The organism is Vibrio sp. VP6 (assembly GCF_028823755.1).
GTDB classification, from domain to species: domain Bacteria; phylum Pseudomonadota; class Gammaproteobacteria; order Enterobacterales; family Vibrionaceae; genus Vibrio; species Vibrio parahaemolyticus.
The window spans coordinates 1-1,017 of record NZ_JAPEID010000149.1 but is presented as its reverse complement, the minus strand read 5'-3'; the positions used below and the strand labels follow the sequence as shown (position 1 = coordinate 1,017).

Sequence of the window (1,017 nt, the reverse complement as noted above, 5' to 3'; positions counted from 1 at the left end):
TCTTTTTCCAAAGACTTGTAAAAAGTAATATGCGTCCCCTTCTCACCTTTAATGACATTCCCTCCAAGCTCTAATGCTTGCTTGAAAGTCAGCCATTGATTCGAGCTGAAATGATTCATTTGAGCACTCATCCAAAGCAACATCACATTCATTCCTGAATATCGGTTACCTGTCGAAAAGTTTTCAGGGAGACCGTCGGACTGGGTGACATCCCAAGGGCAAACCCAAGGTTTCACACCCGCTTCTAACGCTTCAATAATTTGATTGGTCACCTCTTGATGAAAATCGCGTGGTGCTTTCTTAATGGTTCGCTTCGTTGATTTCGTCATGATTTTTCTCACTATTAGAGAAAAACTACCCCCATACGGGAGTAATTTCCCGTATGGTTGGACGTTTCAGTCAAGCGCTAAGAGCGTTTAACTGAACAAACGATTTGATTGATGTGTAACAGACTTCACAATGAAAGTCCGTTTAGATCGATTTACTACATGAATAACGAAAGGATCTGTTCTTTAAAGAAAAGCGTCACAGATAAAGAAACGATTAACCATTGTAATCGATCAAATTTGCGACTCTGTGCCCTTATCGCATCCCGAATAGAATCTAACTGTTTTTCAGTGTGAGCTTCAAAACGAGTGAGGCGCTCCTTTACATTGTCCACGCTTTCTTGGGTAGCGTAATGCTGCTCTCGATTACCTTCGAAACCACGTTGATGTAAAAGTGCATTAAGTACATCTGATTGAGAAAATTCAATTTTCTTATCATCACTCATTGATGGAGTCTCCTTAGAGATTTAATGAAGCCATGCTTCCTGTTTTAAGTATATCAGTTGGCTAGGCTTGTCGCTGCCAGCATCCAACTGACAGCCCCAAAGCACAATGCTTTGTTCGTTTATTATACCAATTCACAACGCCAAGTAACAGCGCACAATTAATTCATTGCTGCCACTTCACTTCCTCTGGTATTAGCCAGCTCGTATTGAGTTAAGTTATCGACACGAGGAGGAACGACAAAAAA

2 protein-coding genes are annotated in these 1,017 nt (G+C 41.0%); both read right to left on the bottom strand.

Annotated features, from left to right (window positions below):
- Positions 1 to 329: ArdC family protein (locus OU793_RS24585; RefSeq protein ID WP_274647913.1), on the bottom strand; the 329-nt coding region annotated here is incomplete at its 3' end.
- 155 nt (positions 330 to 484) lie between these two features.
- Complete coding sequence (locus OU793_RS24580) at positions 485 to 772, bottom strand: hypothetical protein (protein WP_023625127.1); 288 nt, start codon at positions 770 to 772, stop codon at positions 485 to 487.
- Positions 773 to 1,017 lie beyond the last annotated feature (245 nt).